Origin of the sequence: Pseudomonas sp. B21-041 (genome assembly GCF_024748675.1) — a bacterium.
GTDB classification, from domain to species: Bacteria; Pseudomonadota; Gammaproteobacteria; order Pseudomonadales; family Pseudomonadaceae; genus Aquipseudomonas; species Aquipseudomonas neuropathica.
In genome coordinates this window covers 2,026,668-2,044,784 of the sequence record NZ_CP087175.1, presented here as the reverse complement: position 1 = coordinate 2,044,784, position 18,117 = coordinate 2,026,668, and the positions used below count along the sequence as shown (strand labels likewise).

Annotated in this window: 14 protein-coding genes; 6 read left to right on the top strand and 8 right to left on the bottom strand. The window is 59.4% G+C overall.

The genetic code is table 11. The features are described 5' to 3' along the window. Window positions 1-9: 9 nt before the first annotated feature. On the bottom strand, window positions 10-1,419 hold the full coding sequence (locus LOY43_RS09140; RefSeq protein WP_220558383.1) for a PLP-dependent aminotransferase family protein: 1,410 nt from the start codon (window positions 1,417-1,419) through the stop codon (window positions 10-12). A gap of 114 nt (window positions 1,420-1,533) precedes the next feature. Between LOY43_RS09140 and LOY43_RS09135 the strand changes: the two genes are divergently transcribed. Next, a complete protein-coding gene (locus LOY43_RS09135; RefSeq protein WP_258709919.1) occupies window positions 1,534-2,448 on the top strand; it encodes a DMT family transporter in 915 nt (304 codons plus the stop codon). A gap of 111 nt (window positions 2,449-2,559) precedes the next feature. Here LOY43_RS09135 and prpD read toward each other — a convergent pair whose 3' ends face one another. The 6 genes from prpD to LOY43_RS09105 all read right to left on the bottom strand — a co-directional run bounded on the left by prpD (window position 2,560) and on the right by LOY43_RS09105 (window position 11,250). After that, complete coding sequence (gene prpD, locus LOY43_RS09130; protein WP_258709493.1) at window positions 2,560-4,044, bottom strand: 2-methylcitrate dehydratase; 1,485 nt, start codon at window positions 4,042-4,044, stop codon at window positions 2,560-2,562. A 308-nt stretch (window positions 4,045-4,352) separates the two neighbouring features. Beyond that, a complete protein-coding gene (gene prpF / locus LOY43_RS09125) occupies window positions 4,353-5,543 on the bottom strand; it encodes a 2-methylaconitate cis-trans isomerase PrpF (protein WP_220558381.1) in 1,191 nt (396 codons plus the stop codon). Window positions 5,544-5,597: 54 nt separating this feature from the next. Further along, window positions 5,598-8,192 (bottom strand): Fe/S-dependent 2-methylisocitrate dehydratase AcnD, encoded by a 2,595-nt coding sequence (gene acnD, locus LOY43_RS09120; RefSeq protein ID WP_258709492.1) that lies wholly within the window; start codon window positions 8,190-8,192, stop codon window positions 5,598-5,600. Window positions 8,193-8,393: 201 nt separating this feature from the next. After that, on the bottom strand, window positions 8,394-9,521 hold the full coding sequence (prpC, locus tag LOY43_RS09115) for a 2-methylcitrate synthase (RefSeq protein ID WP_220558379.1): 1,128 nt from the start codon (window positions 9,519-9,521) through the stop codon (window positions 8,394-8,396). Window positions 9,522-9,640: 119 nt separating this feature from the next. Beyond that, entirely contained in the window at window positions 9,641-10,531 is an 891-nt protein-coding gene (prpB, locus tag LOY43_RS09110) for a methylisocitrate lyase (RefSeq protein WP_095047757.1), read from the bottom strand. Further along, on the bottom strand, window positions 10,528-11,250 hold the full coding sequence (locus LOY43_RS09105; RefSeq protein ID WP_258709918.1) for a GntR family transcriptional regulator: 723 nt from the start codon (window positions 11,248-11,250) through the stop codon (window positions 10,528-10,530). Before LOY43_RS09105 ends, prpB begins: the two co-directional genes overlap by 4 nt. Before the next feature lie 406 nt (window positions 11,251-11,656). Here LOY43_RS09105 and LOY43_RS09100 point away from each other — a divergent pair, with 406 nt between their 5' ends. The 4 genes from LOY43_RS09100 to pabB all read left to right on the top strand — a co-directional run bounded on the left by LOY43_RS09100 (window position 11,657) and on the right by pabB (window position 16,383). Next, window positions 11,657-12,193 (top strand): ATP-dependent zinc protease, encoded by a 537-nt coding sequence (locus LOY43_RS09100; protein WP_053116866.1) that lies wholly within the window; start codon window positions 11,657-11,659, stop codon window positions 12,191-12,193. Window positions 12,194-12,198: 5 nt separating this feature from the next. Continuing rightward, on the top strand, window positions 12,199-13,734 hold the full coding sequence (locus LOY43_RS09095; protein WP_093431750.1) for an inactive transglutaminase family protein: 1,536 nt from the start codon (window positions 12,199-12,201) through the stop codon (window positions 13,732-13,734). Next, entirely contained in the window at window positions 13,734-14,720 is a 987-nt protein-coding gene (locus LOY43_RS09090) for an alpha-L-glutamate ligase-like protein (protein WP_095047758.1), read from the top strand. Before LOY43_RS09095 ends, LOY43_RS09090 begins: the two co-directional genes overlap by 1 nt. Window positions 14,721-15,039: 319 nt before the next feature. Further along, the gene (gene pabB / locus LOY43_RS09085; protein ID WP_258709491.1) at window positions 15,040-16,383 is read left to right on the top strand and encodes an aminodeoxychorismate synthase component I; all 1,344 of its coding nucleotides are present in this window, start codon (window positions 15,040-15,042) and stop codon (window positions 16,381-16,383) included. A gap of 108 nt (window positions 16,384-16,491) precedes the next feature. Here the strand turns inward: pabB and thrH are convergent, their stop codons facing one another. Next, on the bottom strand, window positions 16,492-17,109 hold the full coding sequence (thrH, locus tag LOY43_RS09080) for a bifunctional phosphoserine phosphatase/homoserine phosphotransferase ThrH (protein WP_258709490.1): 618 nt from the start codon (window positions 17,107-17,109) through the stop codon (window positions 16,492-16,494). A gap of 166 nt (window positions 17,110-17,275) precedes the next feature. Between thrH and LOY43_RS09075 the strand changes: the two genes are divergently transcribed. Continuing rightward, window positions 17,276-18,010 carry a phosphoadenylyl-sulfate reductase gene (locus tag LOY43_RS09075; protein ID WP_093431738.1) on the top strand — a complete coding sequence of 245 codons (735 nt, stop codon included), beginning with the start codon at window positions 17,276-17,278 and terminating at the stop codon, window positions 18,008-18,010. Window positions 18,011-18,117: the final 107 nt, after the last annotated feature.

The following is an 18,117-nucleotide window of genomic DNA, read 5'->3' as shown; positions in this document are numbered from 1 at the left end:
GAAGAACGATTACACGGTGTCTGTTAATGCCTTGGCCAGAGCTTCAAAACCTGCCAGCAACAAGCGATCATCCCCCACCGCATTACACACACTCACCCGAATAAATTGCGGCACCGCTGCATGCCCCACCGCAAACGCCTCAGCGGTGGCCACCAGATAGTTGTTCTCCTTCAACTCCGCCGCAATCTGTGACGCCCGCCACAGCTCAGGCACCTCCACCCAGAAGTGCGGACTGTAAGGGTGAGTCTTGTAGTTCAAACCCTGCAGAACAGGCGCCACCAAGGTCTTGCGCCGAGTGATCTCGCTGATCTGCTCGTCCAGTAAACGCTCGGCCATGCCGCTCTCAATCCACAGACTCGCGACTTCCATCGATAACGGATTGGCCATCCAGCATGTTGCGCGGATGGCGGCACTCAAACGCCCGATCAAGGCTTGCGGCGCATGCAGATAACCGACGCGCAGCCCCGCCGAAACAGCCTTGCTCAGGCTGCCGATCAACACCGATCGCTCCGGCGCAAAATAGCTCAGCGGTAACGGGCGTTGGCGATCCAGAACGGCATGGGCCTCGTCTTCGATAATCAGCAGATTGTGTTGACGACAGAGGTCGGCTATCGCCTCGCGCCGTGGGATCGACATTACAGCGGCCGTAGGATTCTGGATCGTCGGCGTGCAATACAGCGCTGAAACACGATGCTGACGACAAATGTCCTCCAGCGCCGACGGTAAAAGCCCTTCGTCATCCATTGCTGCGCCAATGAGTTTTATCCCGAGCTGGCGTGCGACGCCGATCAATCCCGGGTAGGACAAATGCTCGGTCACAACGGTGTCGCCGACCTTGAGCAAGCCCATCAACGTACACAGCAGACCATGCTGGCCACCGTTGACGCACAACACCTGATCGGCATGCGGGACATAAGCCGCATGCTGCAACCACACCGCCCCCGCCACACGATGCCGCGCCAACCCGGCTTCAGCGGTGTACCCGGTCAACTGTTGCAGCACCCGAGGATCGCTGGCCAGTTCCTGCAGACTCTGGCTCATGAACGCCGCTTCCTGTGCGGGAATCGGCTGATTGCGGCTCATATCGAAACAGGCTGACGGCTCATCGCTGACATTACGAAAGCCTTTGTCCTGCGGCCGTTCTATCCCGCGCTGACACACATAAGTGCCATCTCCGACGCGGGCGACGACCAACCCCACGCGCTCCAATTCGCCGTAGGCACGGCTGATCGTACCGATGGTCACTCCGAGACTGTCGGCCAACAACCGGTGCGGCGGCAGTTTGCTACCGGCATCGATAATGCCTTCATCGATGGCTTGCGCGACGGCATTCGCCAGGCGTTTGTACTTCACGCCCACGCCATTGGCGAGACCATCACGGAGGATTGACACCATGGCAATACTTACTTTGACAGTCATTCTTGCCCCGAATAGCGTGCTGAAAACAGGTTCAATCAGAAATAGACCGTTTTCGCGATCAGGTCAATTCCACCGTTCGGAGTACGCCACATGTCGACAGCCGTCAGCACACCGATGCACATCAGCAAACCCTGGCTCGCCGGATTGATCACCAGCACGCTGTTTCTCATCGTCTGTCTGAGTTGGGGCACGACGTGGCTGGGGATCAAGATTGCGGTGGAAAGCGTGCCGCCGCTGACGGCCGCCGGGCTGCGTTTTCTGATTGCTTTTCCGCTGTTCCTGAGCTTCGCGCTGTTGCGCAAGGAACCGCTGTTGTTTCCCCGACAAAGCCGCTGGTTCTTTGTGTTCGTCACGCTGTCGTATTTCAGCCTGCCTTACTACTTGCTCAACTATGGCGAGATGCACGTGTCGTCAGGCCTGACAGCGCTGCTGTTCAGTTGCATGCCGGTGTTTATCCTGTTGTTTTCCGGGTTGTTTCTGCGCGAGAAAATCTACCCCTCGCAGATGCTCGGCATCGCCATCGGCTTTGGCAGTCTGTTGATGATTATTCGCAGTCAGGGTCTGCATCTGGATCAGGCGGAGTGGCTTGGCGTGTTGGCGATTCTGTGCGCAGCGGTGATGCATGCGCTGTGCTACGTGGTGACGAAAAAACATGGCAGCGCGATCAGCGTGATCACCTACAACACGCTGCCGATCGGCATTGCCGGGGGGATGTTATTTATTGTCGGATTGAACATCGAAACACCGGTGTTTGCGCAGGTGACAGCACGTTCCTGGGGCGCCCTGCTGTATCTCGGGCTGGTGGCCTCGGTGGGCGGATTCATCGTTTACTTTTTACTGCTTAAACGCTTGAGCCCGATCATTCTGTCGTTCGTGTTTATCATTTTCCCGGTGTTCGCCGTGATCATCGGCGCCTGGTACGAGGGACAAACCCTGTCCGGGGAGCTGATGATCTATTCGGCGGTTTTGCTGAGCGGTTTTGCGCTCACCAAATTGCCTATCGAAAAGTGGCGCAAATCGTCCATGTAGGAGCTGCCGCAGGCTGCGATTTTTTGATCTTGTTTTTTTACAATCAAAGTCAAAAGATCGCAGCCTGCGGCAGCTCCTACATGGGTTGGTTTCATTCAGTGAGTTCGATCGTCAGATCACGAACAGGTCGACGAAACGGTTTACCGGAGTGGACTCCAGCTGCGTCTGGTCTTTGCACAACGCCAAGATCTCACCGCTACGCTGGCCGGTGAAACGTGTGGCCAGGTTGGCCTTGAACTTGTCTTCCAGCAATGGAATGCCCTCGACACGGCGGCGACGATGACCAATCGGGTATTCCACCACGACGTTTTCGGTGCTGCTGCCATCCTTGAAAAACACTTGTACGGCGTTGGCGATCGAACGTTTGTCGGCCTCGAGATACTCGCGGGTGAAACGTGGCTCTTCAACGATGACCATTTTTTCGCGCAGCACATCGATGATCGGGTGCGCCTTGTGGAAATCATCTTCGTACTGCTCGGCGACCAGATTGCCAAACGCCAGCGGCACGGCGGTCATGTACTGGATGCAGTGGTCGCGGTCGGCAGCGTTGGCCAGCGGCCCGACCTTGGAAATGATGCGAATCGCCGATTCGTGGGTGGTGATGACGATCCGGTCGATTTCATGCAGACGATTGCGCACTTGCGGATGCAACGTCACCGCCGCTTCACAGGCGGTTTGCGCGTGGAATTCGGCGGGGAAGCTGATCTTGAACAGCACGTTTTCCATCACGTAACTGCCGAACGAGCGCGAGAAACTGAAGGCGCGTTTATTCTCCAGTTTCAGCGCCAGATCGCTGTTGGTGTGGCTGAACAGCACGTCATAAAAGCCCCACTGCTTTGCCGTCAGAACCCCGGGAATGCCCATTTCGCCGCGCATGGCGATGTCGGCCAGGCGCACACCACGACTCGACGCATCCCCCGCTGCCCAGGATTTTCGTGAACCGGCATTCGGTGCATGGCGATAAGTGCGCAGCGCCTGACCATCGGCGAATGCATGGGACAACGCCGACAGCAATTGCTCGCGATTGGCACCCATGAGTTTGGCGGTAACGGCTGTGGAGGCGACTTTCACCAAGATGACGTGATCGAGTCCTACCCGGTTGAAGGAGTTTTCCAGGGCAATCACGCCTTGTATCTCGTGGGCCATGATCATTGCTTCCAGCACATCGCGAATCGTCAGCGGTGACTCACCGTTGGCCAGACGTTTTTGCGAGAGGTGATCAGCCACCGCAAGAATTCCGCCGAGATTGTCAGACGGATGCCCCCACTCGGCGGCGAGCCAGGTGTCGTTGTAGTCGAGCCAGCGGACGATGCAGCCGATGTCCCAGGCGGCCTTGACCGGGTCGAGGCGATAGGAGGTGCCGGGAACGCGTGCGCCGAACGGGACGACGGTGCCTTCGACGATCGGGCCCAGATGCTTGGTGCATTCGGGAAAGCGCAACGCCAGCAGGCCGCAGCCCAGCGTGTCCATAAGGCAGTTGCGGGCGGTGTCGAGGGCTTCGGCGGAGGTGACTTTGAAGGTGAGGACGTAATCGGCGATGTCCTGCAGGACATGATCGTAGTCGGGGCGGTTGTTCAGGTCGACGTTGGCGCTCATTGCGGTACTCCTGTGCGGGAATGATGAGTGGGTGCGGTCTTCCTCGGGGCTTGGCGGGTTTGGTCTGGTTGATTGCAGGTCTGGGGTGCCTGCTTGTTTTGGGTTTCTTCAGTGAGTGGCCCCTCACCCTAGCCCTCTCCCGAGGGAGAGGGAACCGATTGGGGGATGCTGTAGAGGTTCACCGACGTGAGCGATCTGCGCTGAATCCATAATCGACTCGATCTTTCAGGTCGATGTACAACCCCAGACACCTCGGTCGGCCCCCTCTCCCTCCGGGAGAGGGCTGGGGTGAGGGTAAAGCTCTTGGATCAGAACGAATCTCCGGGAATGCGCACGTAACCCTCCATCAGGACACGCGCGCTACGGCTCATGATGGCTTTTTTGACGATCCACTCGCCGTTTTCCAGACTGGCTTCGGCGCCAACGCGCAACGTCCCGGACGGATGCCCGAAGCGCACGGCATTACGTTCAACGCCACCGGCCGCGAGGTTTACCAGGGTGCCGGAGATTGCAGCAGCGGTGCCGATGGCCACCGCCGCAGTACCCATCATCGCGTGATGCAACTTGCCCATCGACAAGGCGCGCACCAGCAAATCCACATCACCGGCGCCAACCGCTTTACCACTCGACGCCACGTAATCAGCAGGCTTGGCGACAAACGCGACTTTCGGCGTGTGCTGACGTTTGGCCGCTTCATCGAGATTCGATATCAGACCCATGCGCAACGCGCCATAAGCCCGAATCGTCTCGAACATCTGCAGTGCTTGCGGATCGCTGTTGATCGCACCTTGCAACTCGGTCCCGGTGTAACCAATGTCTTCAGCATTGACGAAAATCGTCGGGATGCCAGCATTGATCATGGTCGCCTTGAACGTGCCAACACCCGGCACTTCCAGCTCATCGACCAGGTTGCCGGTAGGAAACATCGAGCCACCGCCACCCTCTTCTTCCGCCGCCGGATCCATGAATTCAACCTGCACTTCGGCCGCCGGAAAGGTCACGCCGTCGAGTTCGAAATCACCGGTTTCCTGCACTTCACCGTTGGTGATCGGCACATGGGCAATGATGGTCTTGCCGATGTTGGCCTGCCACACGCGCACCACCGCAACACCGTTGTGCGGAATGCGGCTGGCGTCGACCAGACCGTTGCTGATGGCGAACGAACCGACCGCTGCCGAGAGGTTGCCGCAATTGCCGCTCCAGTCCACGAACGGCTTGTCGATGGAGACCTGACCGAACAGGTAATCGACGTCGTGATCAGCCTTGATGCTTTTCGACAGGATCACGGTTTTGCTGGTGCTCGAAGTCGCGCCGCCCATGCCGTCGATTTGCTTGTCGTACGGGTCGGGGCTGCCGATCACGCGCAGCAGCAAAGCGTCGCGGGTCGGGCCGGGAATCTGTGCCGCTTCGGGCAAATCCTTGAGACTGAAAAACACGCCTTTGCTGGTGCCGCCGCGCATGTAGGTCGCAGGGATTTTGATTTGTGGTGCGTGAGCCATGGTGCTCCTTAACCACAGGCGTGAGACCCAAGCCTCACGCCTGCATCAGTAGATTTAAACGGCAACCGCCGACTCTTCGAGGAAGTCCTGAGCGAAGCGCTGCAACACGCCGCCAGCCTCATAGATCGACACTTCTTCAGCGGTATCCAGACGGCAGGTCACCGGCACGTCAACGCGCTCGCCGTTCTTGCGATGGATCACCAGCGTCAGGTCCGCACGCGGTTTGCGCTCGCCGACCACGTCGTAGGTTTCGCTGCCGTCGATGGCCAGGGTGTGACGGTCAGTACCCGGCTTGAACTCCAGCGGCAACACGCCCATGCCCACCAGGTTGGTGCGGTGAATGCGCTCGAAACCTTCTGCGGCAATCGCCTCGACACCGGCCAGACGCACGCCTTTCGCCGCCCAGTCGCGGGACGAACCCTGTCCGTAATCGGCGCCGGCAATGATGATCAGCGGCTGCTTGCGCTCCATGTAGGTTTCGATGGCTTCCCACATGCGCATGACCTTGCCTTCCGGCTCGACGCGCGCCAGCGAACCCTGTTTGACCTTGCCGTTTTCCACGACCATTTCATTGAACAGTTTCGGGTTGGCGAACGTCGCGCGCTGTGCGGTCAAGTGGTCGCCACGGTGGGTTGCGTACGAGTTGAAGTCCTCTTCCGGCAGGCCCATTTTCGCCAGGTATTCGCCGGCGGCGCTGTCGAGCATGATCGCGTTGGATGGCGACAGGTGATCGGTGGTGATGTTGTCCGGCAGCACCGCCAGCGGGCGCATGCCCTTAAGCGGACGTGCGCCGGCCAGCGCACCTTCCCAGTACGGTGGACGGCGAATGTAGGTGCTCATTTCGCGCCAGTCGTACAGCGGCGTGACTTTCGGGCCGGTGTCTTCGTGGACGGCAAACATCGGGATGTAGACCTGACGGAACTGCTCAGGCTTGACCGAAGATTTCACCACGGCGTCGATTTCTTCGTCGCTCGGCCAGATGTCCTTCAGGCGGATTTCCTTGCCGTCGATCACGCCCAAGACATCCTTCTCGATATCGAAACGGATGGTCCCGGCAATGGCGTAAGCCACCACCAGCGGCGGCGAAGCGAGGAACGCTTGCTTGGCGTACGGGTGGATGCGGCCGTCAAAATTGCGGTTGCCCGAGAGCACGGCGGTGGCATACAGATCACGGTCGATGATCTCTTGCTGGATCACTGGATCGAGCGCGCCGGACATGCCATTGCAGGTGGTGCAAGCGAAGGCGACGACGCCGAAACCGAGCTGCTCCAGTTCAGTGGTCAGCCCTGCTTCGTCGAGGTACAGCGCCACGGTTTTCGAACCCGGCGCCAGCGAGGATTTCACCCACGGCTTGCGGGTCAGGCCAAGCTTGTTGGCGTTGCGCGCCAGCAGTCCGGCGGCAATCACGTTGCGCGGGTTGCTGGTGTTGGTGCAACTGGTGATGGCGGCGATGATCACCGCGCCGTCGGGCATTTGCCCGGGCACGTCCTCCCACTGCCCGGAGATGCCTTTGGCCGCCAGATCCGCCACCGCAACGCGCGCGTGCGGATTGCTCGGACCGGCCATGTTGCGCACCACCGACGACAAATCGAAAGTCAGGCCGCGCTCGTATTGCGCGCCTTTCAGGCTGTCGGCCCACAGTCCGGTAAGCCTGGCGTATTGCTCGACCAACTGCACTTGCTGATCTTCGCGGCCAGTGAGTTTCAGGTAATCGATGGTTTGCTGGTCTATGTAGAACATCGCCGCCGTGGCGCCATATTCCGGGGCCATGTTGGAGATGGTTGCGCGATCGCCGAGGGTCAGCGCCGCCGCACCTTCGCCGAAGAACTCCAGCCAGGCGCCGACGACTTTCTGTTTGCGCAGGTATTCGGTCAGCGCCAGCACCATGTCGGTGGCGGTGATGCCCGGTTGCAGCTTGCCGGTCAGTTCGACGCCGACGCTTTCCGGCAGACGCATCCACGACGCGCGACCGAGCATCACGCTCTCGGCTTCGAGGCCGCCGACGCCGATGGCGATCACGCCCAAGGCATCGACATGCGGGGTGTGGCTGTCGGTACCGACACAGGTATCAGGGAACGCCACGCCTTCACGCACCTGGATCACTGGAGACATTTTCTCCAGGTTGATCTGGTGCATGATGCCGTTGCCCGGCGGGATCACATCAACGTTCTTGAAGGCTTTTTTGGTCCAGTTGATGAAGTGGAAACGGTCTTCGTTGCGACGGTCTTCTATAGCGCGGTTCTTCTCGAACGCCTGCTTGTCGAAACCGCCCGCCTCCACCGCCAGCGAGTGGTCGACGATCAATTGCGTCGGCACCACCGGGTTGACCTGCGCCGGGTCGCCGCCCTGCAAGGCGATCGCGTCGCGCAGGCCGGCGAGGTCGACCAGCGCGGTCTGGCCGAGAATGTCGTGGCAGACCACACGGGCCGGAAACCACGGGAAGTCGAGGTCGCGTTTGCGTTCGATCAGTTGCTTGAGGGAGTCGGTGAGCGTGGCCGGGTCGCAGCGACGCACGAGGTTTTCCGCCAGCACGCGGGAGGTGTACGGCAGGGTGTCGTAACTGCCGGGCTGAATCGCTTCGACCGCCGCACGAGCGTCGAAATAATCCAGAGGGCTGCCGGGCAGGGTTTTACGGAATTCTGTGTTCATCGGGTCAGGACTCGGGTCACGGTAGTTTCAAAGGGTGGGCAGACGCCAGACTCAAGATTCACACCGTCCCTTGTAGGAGTGAGCCTGCTCGCGATAGCGGTAGATCAGTCGACATCAATGTTGAATGTCAGTCCGTCATCGCGAGCAGGCTCACTCCTACAGGGTTTGCGGTGGCTTTCGGGATCGGGTCAGCTCACCATTTCAGCGACGTTCGATTGGCACGAACTTGCGCTGTTCAACGCCGACATACTCGGCGCTTGGACGGATGATGCGGTTGTTGGCACGCTGTTCGAACACGTGCGCGGCCCAGCCGGTCAGGCGCGAGCAGACGAAGATCGGCGTGAACAGCTTGGTCGGAATGCCCATGAAGTGGTACGCCGAGGCATGGTAGAAATCGGCGTTGGGGAACAGTTTTTTCTGCTCCCACATGGTCTTGTCGATGGCTTCGGAAACCGCGAACAACACCTTGTCGCCGACCTCGTCTGCGAGTTTTTTCGACCAGCCCTTGATCACCTCGTTGCGCGGATCGCTGTCCTTATAGATCGCGTGGCCGAAGCCCATGATCTTGTCCTTGCGCTCGAGCATGCCGAGAGTGCCCTTGATCGCCTCTTCCGGCGACGAGAAGCGCTCGATCATTTCCATCGCCGCTTCGTTGGCGCCACCGTGCAACGGGCCACGCAGCGAACCGATGGCCGCGGTTACGCAGGAATACAGATCGGACAGGGTCGAGGCGCAAACGCGCGCGGTGAAGGTCGAGGCGTTGAATTCGTGTTCGGCGTAGAGGATCAGCGAAACGTTCATCACTTTGACGTGCAGTTCGCTTGGCTTCTTGTCGTGCAGCAGGTGCAGGAAGTGACCGCCGATAGTCGGCTCGTCACTGACGCAGTTGATGCGTTTGCCGTCGTGGCTGAAGCGATACCAGTAGCACATGATCGCCGGGAACGCGGCCAGCAAGCGGTCAGTCTTGTCGCGCTGCTCGGAGAAGTCTTGCTCCGGCTCGAGGTTGCCAAGGAACGAGCAACCGGTGCGCATCACGTCCATCGGGTGGGCGTCGGCGGGGATGCGTTCAAGCACTTCTTTCAGCGCTTGCGGCAGGTCGCGCAGCTTGCTCAGTTTGCCTTGGTATTCGTCGAGTTGCGCCTTCGTCGGCAGCTCGCCGTAGAGCAGCAGGTACGCGACTTCTTCAAATTGCGCATCGGCAGCGAGTTCGCGCACGTCGTAGCCGCGATAGGTCAGCCCGGCACCGGCCTGGCCCACGGTGGACAGTGCGGTTTGCCCGGCAACCTGGCCACGGAGCCCGGCACCACTGAGTACTTTTGCTTCGGCCATTGTGTTCTCCAATCTTGAATTTGTTAGGGAGTGTGGCGAAAAGATCGCAGCCTCGTTGCACTCGACAGCTCCTACAGGGATCTGTGTAGGAGTTGCCGCAGGCTGCGATCTTTTGATCTTTATTTCTTGGCGGCAAACAACGCATCGAGCTTCTGCTCGAAGGTGTGGTAGTCGATGCGATCGTAAAGCTCCATGCGAGTCTGCATGGTGTCGATGACATTCTGCTGCGTGCCGTCGCGGCGAATGGCGGTGTAGACGTTTTCCGCTGCCTTGTTCATCGCGCGGAACGCCGACAGCGGATACAGCACCAGCGACACATCGGCGCCAGCCAGTTGCTCGGTGGTGTACAGCGGCGTCGCGCCGAACTCGGTGATATTGGCCAGGATCGGCGCTTTTACGCGGTTGGCGAACAGCTTGTACATTTCCAGTTCAGTGATGGCTTCCGGGAAGATCATGTCGGCGCCGGCCTCGATGCATGCCGCTGCGCGATCGAGTGCCGACTCCAGACCTTCCACCGCCAGTGCATCGGTACGCGCCATGATCACAAAGCTGTCATCGGTGCGCGCATCCACTGCAGCCTTGATGCGATCAACCATTTCCTGCTGGCTGACGATCTCTTTATTAGGACGGTGGCCACAACGCTTAGCGCCAACCTGGTCCTCGATGTGAATCGCCGCCGCGCCGAACTTGATCATCGACTTGACCGTGCGCGCCACATTGAACGCCGAGGAGCCGAAACCAGTGTCCACATCGACCAGCAGCGGCAGATCGCAGACGTCGGTGATGCGCCGAACGTCTGTCAGCACGTCGTCCAGACCGGTGATGCCCAGATCCGGCACGCCGAGGGAACCTGCGGCCACGCCGCCACCGGACAGGTAGATCGCCTTGAAACCGGCACGTTTGGCCAGCAGCGCGTGGTTGGCGTTGATCGCGCCGACCACTTGCAATGGATGCTCGCTGGCGACCGCATCGCGGAAACGCTGGCCTGGAGTGTTCAGGTTGGAACTCATGACTCACCTCGTTCAGTGGCTGTCTTATTGTGGGCGCCGTCCTGGTAATGACGGGCGATGTTGCGTTTCGAGGCCCCGATGTGACGGCGCATCAACAATTCCGCGAGTTCGCCGTCACGGTCGGCGATGGCATCGAGAATCCGGTGGTGTTCGGCGAAGGCCTGACGCGGGCGGTTCGGCGTGGTGGAAAACTGGATGCGGTACATGCGCACCAATTGATACAGCTCGCCGCAGAGCATCTGCGTCAGCGTGCGGTTGCCGCTGCCTTGGATGATCCGGTAGTGAAAGTCGAAATCGCCTTCCTGCTGGTAATAGCCAACGCCAGCCTGATACGCCGCGTCGCGCTCGTGGGTTTCCAGAACCCGGCGCAGCTCGTCGATTTCTTCGACGCTCATGCGCTCGGCTGCGAGACGACAGGCCATGCCTTCGAGGGATTCGCGAATTTCGTAGAGTTCAAGCAATTCGGCATGACTGAGCGACACCACCCGCGCACCGACGTGCGGTACGCGCACCAGCAGGCGCTGGCCTTCCAGGCGATGAATCGCCTCACGCAACGGCCCACGGCTGATGCCGTAGGTGCGCGCCAGTTCCGGCTCGGAGATTTTGCTGCCCGGGGCGATCTCGCCTTTGACGATAGCCGCCTGAATGCGCCGGAAGACGTTTTCCGAGAGCGTCTCGGAATCGTCGCCGCTGATGACCGGGGGATCGAGTTGATCCAGCATGATTGTCGACACCTTTAAATCCAATGCGGCAAAAACTAGCCAATTCGCCCGCATCAGTCAAAGGATAAATAGGTATTGTCGACAATCGTCTAATAACCGTAGGCAATCTTCCATTGGTCGATTAACCCCTGTGGGAGCGAGCCTGCTCGCGAAAGCGTAGTGTCAGTCAGCATCTGCTTGGGATGACGCACCGCCTTCGCGAGCAGGCTCGCTCCCACAGGGAATCCCAAGGGTTATAGACCGGTGCCGGCGCTGGCGCCATAAACCCACCGTGCTAGAATGCCGCCCGCATTTGCTGGCCATTTGTACGGCTTGTCATAAAAAGCTGATAGGCACACGAAGGGCCTTGCGCAAGTTTTGCCAAGGACCTGAACCGAAAACGGAACGCTGCGCACCAGGATTTATGAGACTCAAGCCTTTTCCCACATTCTTTGCCCTGTTTTGCCTGCCCGGCCTCGCCGCCGCGGGGGAAAAAACCGTGTACGGCCTCAACGAATACGCTTCGCTTGACGGCATCAATCTGGAAGTTGCGGCCAAACTCGACACCGGTGCGAAAACCGCATCGCTGAGTGCCCGCGACATCAAACGCTTTAAACGCAACGGTGAGTCCTGGGTACGTTTCTACCTGGCCATCGACGCTGCGCATTCACACCCGATCGAGCGGCCGCTGGCGCGGGTCAGCAAGATCAAGCGCCGCGCCGGCGATTACGACCCGGAGGAAGGCAAGAAGTACACCGCCCGTCCGGTGATCGAGCTGGATATCTGCATGGGCACGGCGATGCGCAGCATCGAAGTGAACCTGACCGACCGAAGTGCGTTCCAATACCCGCTTTTGATTGGCTCCGAAGCGCTGAAACGCTTTGATGCGCTGGTCGATCCAAGCCTTAAATACGCTGCCGGCAAACCCGCCTGCACCATCGCCGCTCATACCGCCGAGTAATTTCCATGCGTTCTCTAACCTTCCACCTGAAAATCCTGATCACCATTCTGGTGCTCCTGGGCGTTTCGGTTACGGCCTATCAGATTTTCGTGCTCGGCATCCCGGTGACCGAAGACGCCACCGACGACTTGTGGAACATCGACGCCAAGGTCGAGTTCGTCGCCAGCACCAAGGATCCGGTGAAGATCCAGATGTTCGTGCCGCCGTTGAGCCGCGATTACGTCAGCCTCAACGAGAGTTTTATCTCCAATAACTACGGTGTCGCCGTCAACCGCGTCGACGGCAACCGCAAGGTTACCTGGTCGGCGCGCCGGGCCAAGGGCAACCAGACCCTTTATTACCGTCTGGTGCTGACCAAGCGTTACACCGCCGAAAAATCCAAGATCAAAGGCCCGACCTTCCGCGACAGCATCGCCATCGAAGGCCCTGAGAAAATCGCCGCCGAAGCCCTGCTCGCGCCGATCCGTCAGCACTCGGCCGACGTCGAAACCTTTATTGGCGAGGCGATCAAACGCGTCAACAACGTCAACGATGACAACGTGAAATTGCTGCTGGCCGGCGATCCGTCGACGCCGCACAAAGCCAAAATCGTCGAACTGCTGCTGTCCATCGCCCACGTCCCGGTGGAAAAAGTCCACACCATCCGCCTCGTCGCCGACCAGCCGCAAACCCCGGAACTGTGGCTGCGCAGCTTCAACGGCAACGACTGGCTGTACTTCAACCCGGAAACCGGTGAGCAAGGCCTGCCGACCGACCGCCTGCTGTGGTGGACCGGCGATGAAAACCTGATCACCGTCGATGGCGGCAAAAAAGCCAACGTGACCTTCAGCCTGAACAACAGCGAGATGAACGCGATTCGTCTGGCAAAGCTGACCGACGAAAACACCGACGCCAACTTCCTCGAATACTCGCTGTACGGCTTGCCGCTGCAGACTCAGCAGACGTTCATGATCATGGTGATGATCCCGATCGGCGTGCTGGTGATCCTGATTCTGCGCAACCTGATCGGCCTGCAGACACTCGGCACGTTCACCCCGGTGCTGATCGCCCTCGCCTTCCGTGAAACGCAACTGGGCTTCGGCATTCTTTTGTTTACCGTGATCACCGCGCTGGGCTTGTCATTACGTTCGTATCTGGAACACCTGAAGCTGCAAATGCTGCCGCGACTCTCGGTGGTGCTGACCTTTGTTGTGGTGCTGATCGCAGCGATCAGCCTGTTCAGCCATAAGCTCGGCCTGGAACGCGGGCTGTCGGTGGCGCTGTTCCCGATGGTGATTCTGACCATGACCATCGAACGCCTGTCGATCACCTGGGAAGAACGCGGTGCCAGCCATGCGATGAAAGTCGCGATCGGCACACTGTTCGCGGCGTCACTCGCGCACCTGATCATGACCGTTCCAGAGCTGGTCTACTTCGTGTTCACCTTCCCGGCGATCCTGCTGATTCTGGTCGGCTTCATGTTGGCGATGGGTCGTTATCGCGGCTACCGCCTGACCGAGCTGGTGCGCTTCAAGGCTTTCCTGAAGAAGGCTGACGCCTGATGTTCGGTTTCTGGAAGACCTGGAAGGCCCTGGAAGCGCGGGGCATCATGGGCATCAATCGGCGTAACGCCGACTACGTGCTCAAGTACAACAAGCGCAGCCTGTACCCGATTGTCGATGACAAGATCATCACCAAGGAACGCGCAATCGCGGCCGGCATTCACGTGCCGGAGCTGTACGGCGTGATCTCCACCGAGAAGGAAATCGACAAACTCGACCAGATCATCGGCGGGCGCAACGACTTTGTGATCAAACCGGCCCAAGGCGCTGGCGGTGACGGCATCATCGTGATTGCCGACCGTTTCGAGGGCCGCTATCGCACGGTGTCGGGCAAGATCCTTGCCCATGAAGAGCTTGAGCATCACATCTCGAGCATCCTCACTGGCCTGTATTCGCTGGGCGGCCACCGTGATCGCGCGCTGATCGAATACCGCGTGACCCCGGATCAGATCTTCAAAAGCATCAGCTACGAAGGCGTGCCGGACATCCGCATCATCGTCTTGATGGGTTATCCAGTGATGGCGATGCTGCGTCTGCCAACCCGGCAGTCCGGCGGCAAGGCCAACCTGCATCAGGGCGCCATCGGTGTCGGTGTTGACCTGGCCACGGGTCTGACGTTGCGCGGCACCTGGCTGAACAACATCATCACCAAACACCCCGACACCACCAACGCGGTGGACGGCGTGCAACTGCCCTACTGGGACGGTTTCATGAAACTCGCCGCCGGCTGCTATGAGCTGTGCGGGTTGGGCTATATCGGTGTTGATATGGTGCTCGATCAGGAAAAAGGCCCGCTGATTCTGGAGCTGAATGCGCGGCCGGGGCTGAATATTCAGATTGCTAACGACTGTGGGCTGACGTTGCGTACCCATGCGGTGGAAGCGCGACTGGAAGAGTTGAAGGCGCGTGGGGTGACTGAATCGGTTGAAGAGCGGGTGGCGTTTACTCAGGAGATGTTTGGGCATATTCCAGCCATCGAGGGCTGATCTCCCCCGATGATCGTTCCCACGCTCTGCTTGGGAATGCATCCCGTGACGCTCCGCGTCACAGTGGACGCAGAGCGTCCATGGCGGCGTTACCACGCAGAGCGTGGGAACGATCAAAGCATGATGATCGGCTCCCTTTCCCTCGCCAGCTTGAGATATCGAGCCGAACTCGGATCTTGAAAAGCATGAAGATCTGCTCCCTTTCCCCCTCGCCCCCCTGGGGGAGAGGGTTGGGGTGAGGGGGAGGCTTTTGACTTTGATCTGGCATCGGAGAGGACTACAATCCCCACCCCGCCTCCACGGCCGATCTGCCCCGCCCATGTTGACCTGTTCTGTACACCCACTGCCCTACCGCGCCAATCCCGCCGACTACTTCGCGGCCATCCGCAACGCGCCCGGCGCCGTGCTGCTCGACAGCGGCCGGCCAAGTGCCGACCGTGGCCGTTATGACCTGCTCAGCGCCTGGCCGCTGGAACAACTGGCGGTGTTGCCCGACGAAAGCGGCGGAGTTTTCCTGCAACGCCTGCGGGATAATCTGACCCGTCTGGGCGAGGCTGATTTGCCAACAGGTTTCGACCTGCCATTCGCCGGCGGTTTGATCGGCTACCTGAGCTACGATTTCGGTCGGCATCTGGAAAACCTGCCGAGCCAGGCGCTGGATGATCTGCAATTGCCGGATGCCCGCTTTGGCCTGTACGACTGGGCACTGATCAGCGATCACCAGAGGGCCAGCAGCCAACTGGTGTTTCACCCGTCCGTGATGGATAGCGAGAAACAGCGGCTGATCGCGCTGTTCAGCCAGCCGCTTGTCGAATCGATGGCGCCGTTCAAACTGAACCAGCCAATGACCGCCGACCTCTGCGCCGACAATTATCGTCAGGCCTTCGAACGCATTCAGCATTATATCCAGGCCGGCGACTGCTATCAGGTCAACTTCGCCCAGCGCTTCCGCGCTGCGTGTCAGGGCGATCCGTGGCTGGCTTATTGCGCGTTGCGCGAGGCCTGCCCGACGCCGTTTTCCGGTTTCCAGAGCTTGCCTGATGGCGGTGCCGTTTTGAGCCTGTCGCCAGAGCGCTTCGTCAAAGTCAGCGACCGTGAGGTGGAAACCCGGCCGATCAAAGGCACCCGTCCGCGTGGCATGACCCCGGCCGAAGATGCCGCGAACGCCGCCGAACTGCTGGCCAGCCCCAAGGATCGCGCAGAAAACCTGATGATCGTCGACCTGCTGCGCAACGATCTCGGGCGCACCTGCCGCATCGGTTCGGTGCGGGTGCCGGAGCTGTTCAGTCTGGAAAGCTATCCGAACGTGCATCACTTGGTCAGTAGCGTCACCGGTGAGTTGGCGGATGATCGTGACGCACTGGATTTGATTGCCGGCAGTTTCCCCGGTGGCTCGATTACCGGCGCACCGAAGATTCGCGCAATGCAGATCATCGATGAGCTGGAACCGACGCGACGTGGGTTGTATTGCGGGTCGTTGCTGTATCTGGACGTGCGCGGCGAGATGGACAGTTCCATCGCGATTCGCAGTTTGTTGGTCAAGGATGGGCAGGTGTGCTGCTGGGGCGGTGGCGGAATTGTTGCCGATTCGGATTGGCAGGCTGAGTATCAGGAGTCGATTACCAAAGTCAGAATCCTCCTCGACACCCTGCAGAACCTCTGAATGACACAACCCGTGTAGGAGCTGCCGAAGGCTGCGATCTTTTGATCTTGATCCTGAAAAACCAGATCAAAAGATCGCAGCCTTCGGCAGCTCCTACAGGGGTATTCATTACAAACTCAATTCTCTGTTCGAAGCTTTGAGGAATTCCTGCTTCAACTCAGCAAAGGTGTGCACCGCGGGAAACTGCGGAAACTCGCGAATCACATTCTCCGGCGCATGGAACAGAATCCCCGCATCAGCCTCGCCCAGCATGCTCGTATCGTTATACGAATCCCCCGCCGCAATCACCCGGTAATACAGGCTCTTGAACGCCAGCACCGACTGACGCTTGGGATCTTTCTGGCGCAACTGATAGCTGGTCACCCGCCCGGTTTCGTCAGTAATCAGGCGATGGCAAAGCAACGTCGGGAAGCCCAACTGACGCATCAGCGGCTGTGAGAACTCGTAAAACGTATCCGACAGAATCACCACCTGAAAGCGCTCGCGCAGCCAGTTGACGAACTCCACCGCGCCGTCCAGCGGCTTCAGGGTGGCGATCACTTCCTGAATGTCCGATAGCTTCAAGCCGTGCTCATCGAGGATGCGCAGACGCTGCTTCATCAGCACGTCGTAATCGGGAATGTCCCGGGTGGTGGCCTTGAGGGATTCGATTCCGGTTTTTTCGGCGAAGGCGATCCAGATTTCCGGCACCAACACCCCTTCAAGATCCAGGCAAGCAATTTCCACAAGACACTCCCGTTTGTATTGATTATTTGAGTCGAGCGAGGCCGAACTCTAGCGACTCACATGCAGACGCGCAACGCACAGCACGTCCCCCGAGCCGTGCAGCTTTTTGTTACCATCAGCGCCATATAGAGCGCCCAGCGCCACCGACCTGTAGGAAGCCGCCCTGATGAGTGCAACGTTCGACGTCGTGGAACTCGCCACGACCTATGCCAACAAATCCGCGCAAGACATCCTCAAACTCGCGTTCGCCGAGTTCGGCGATGACTTGTGGATATCTTTCAGCGGCGCCGAGGATGTGGTGCTGGTGGACATGGCCTGGAAGCTCAACAAGAACGTCAAGGTGTTCAGCCTCGACACCGGCCGTCTGCACCCGGAGACCTACCGCTTCATCGATCAGGTGCGCGAGCACTACAAGATCGACATCGAACTGGTGTCGCCGGACTACACGAAACTCGAACCGTTCGTGAAGGAAAAAGGCCTGTTCAGCTTCTACAAGGACGGTCACGGCGAATGCTGCGGTATCCGCAAGATCGAGCCGCTGCGCCGAAAATTGTCCACCGTCAAAGCCTGGGCCACCGGCCAGCGCCGCGACCAGAGCCCGGGCACCCGCAGTGCTGTAGCCGTGATGGAAATCGATACCGCGTTCTCCACCCCCGAGCGCACCCTGTACAAGTTCAACCCGTTGGCGCAGATGACCAGCGAAGAGATCTGGGGTTACATCCGCATGCTCGAGTTGCCGTACAACAGCCTGCATGAGCGCGGCTTTATCAGTATCGGCTGCGAACCGTGCACCCGCCCTGTCCTGCCGAATCAGCACGAGCGCGAAGGCCGCTGGTGGTGGGAAGAAGCGACGCAGAAAGAATGCGGGCTGCATGCCGGGAATATCATCAGCAAGGCCTAACTCCCTGCCGCGCTGATTTCCCCCTTGTAGGAGTGAGCCTGCTCGCGATAGCGGTGTCTCAGTCGATAATTTTTTTGGCTGATACACCGCTATCGCGAGCAGGCTCA